General features: G+C 61.0%; 2 protein-coding genes. Both read right to left on the reverse strand.

The annotated features are described in order from the left end of the window. Positions 1–99: 99 nt before the first annotated feature. On the reverse strand, positions 100–570 hold the full coding sequence (locus tag C0456_RS20460) for a hypothetical protein (protein WP_073978581.1): 471 nt from the start codon (positions 568–570) through the stop codon (positions 100–102). Next, the coding region (locus tag C0456_RS20465) for a nuclease-related domain-containing protein (protein WP_291056529.1) at positions 567–1,685 on the reverse strand (1,119 nt) is incomplete at its 5' end. The genes C0456_RS20465 and C0456_RS20460, both read right to left, overlap by 4 nt.

A 1,685-nucleotide genomic window follows, 5' to 3' on the forward strand; every position in this document is an offset into this window, starting at 1 on the left:
GGGATTTTTGATTCTTCGTAGAGCGTCTTTTCCAACATAAGATAGACCTTGGCCGCGTGCAAACGGATCCTGACAGAGCCTAATACTACACTCTATTTGTCACATCTCGGTTGTGACGCTCGCCCAGACCACGAAGCCGACGATGCCCAACATGAGGCAGATCAACCCGATAGCAAGGCGCGCGACAGCCTTCCAAATCGTTGTTTTTGGCCGGTCAATGATGACGTTGCCCATTGGCCCGCGAGCCCGCATGGCGAAGGCCTCCTGAATGACGTCGGCGGCACCGAAAGCGAGCAAAGCGGTAGCCACCATGAATATGGCTGCGCGTATGCCGCCTGGTATTGCGGCGGCCGAGATGATCGCGGCCACGGTCACCAGCGAACCGGCGATCCGAATCATTTCCGCCACCGGGATGATCCGATAGAGTCTGATCTTCCGGCTTGCCCTCAAGCGGATGAGCGGCGCGCCGCACGACGCACAGATGTGTGTCAGTCTCGGCTCGGTCCAATGGCCGATTGAGCGGCGGCATTTCGGACACTGAGCGCTGCCGATCCCGGCTGCCATGTTCATGTGCGTTCTCCTGCTGGCTGCGTGCCCAGGGCATGGCGAATCTCTTCTGCCCGTTCCGCACTGCACAGCCAGTTGCGAAAGCGTGGGTTCCAGATCGCCCGGCCTTTGCAGACGCCAGTCAGCTGCTCGGCCGCGGGGGTGCCGGGTTGGGCAAGGAAGGCAATTCGCCCGTCCGGTAGAACGCGCTCGGAAATGCCCTCGATCACTGTAACGAGCACGCTCGCTTTGGCGCCGTGCTTCCTAGGGTTTGGAGCCGGTTCCACCTCCTCCTGATCCGTTGCGCTTTGATCTTGCGGCTCTGGTCGGGAACCGGTCGCTGGTGCCGGCTCCGCGAGTGGCACGCCGTCCTGACCTTCTGGGGGAACCGTCACAGCTTCGCTCAGTGTTTCGGACCTAGTTTCGAGTTCGGCCTCTGGTTCGGCGGACACGTTCGCTGGTTGAATCTCCGGGCGGGGCGTAGATGCGACCGCGCGGTTCGGCATGTCATTAATCCCGAACCGCCGTCGCCAGGCATAGTCGGGTTGCACGTGCTGAGAGGCCAGTTGCATCCCAACGGCGCGAAGTTGTCCAACGCTAAGCCCTGTGAGAAAGCCAGTCGCATCGGAGAAACTGACGTCCTCGATCCATCGCTCATGGAAGTTATCAACCTTTACGATGCGCGTGCCGGTACCGATGCGCGTGCGATCGATCTTGCATGTCGGAGGGACGATCACCCACCCTTCAACGCGGCGGAACGCCGCCGAATGCTGGTGCGCCTCGAGCCATAGCTCCAGCAGCCGCGCAGCGCGGTCGGCCTGTGCGACCGGGTTGGGTATTTCGGTGGGTTGCCGCCTGTTCGGATACCAGACGCACCATTCGTTGTGCTCGTTCTTGGAGATGCGACCGCTGAAGTTCTTGGTCTCGAGCACGGCGATCCGCTTCAGGACGCGGTTCAGCAGGAGGTGGTCAAACTGCACGTAACCGTTCAAACCGTCAGGTAGCCTGAGGTCGTGGATCACCGCCACACGTTCAGAATGGCCATAGATGCGGTCAAGGATGTGGGCGGTTTCGCGCTCGCCCTCTGCTCCTTTTCGTATCGTATAGAGTTCCGCCTCGATGGCGCGGCGCTGGTCGGC

It is taken from the genome of Hyphomonas sp. (genome assembly GCF_013823385.1).
Classification (GTDB): Bacteria; Pseudomonadota; Alphaproteobacteria; order Caulobacterales; family Hyphomonadaceae; genus Hyphomonas.

Excerpts from the sequence above, each read along its gene's own strand:
- C0456_RS20460 (WP_073978581.1), bottom strand. The coding sequence starts at position 570 with ATGAACATGGCAGCCGGGATCGGCAGCGCTCAGTGTCCGAAATGCCGC.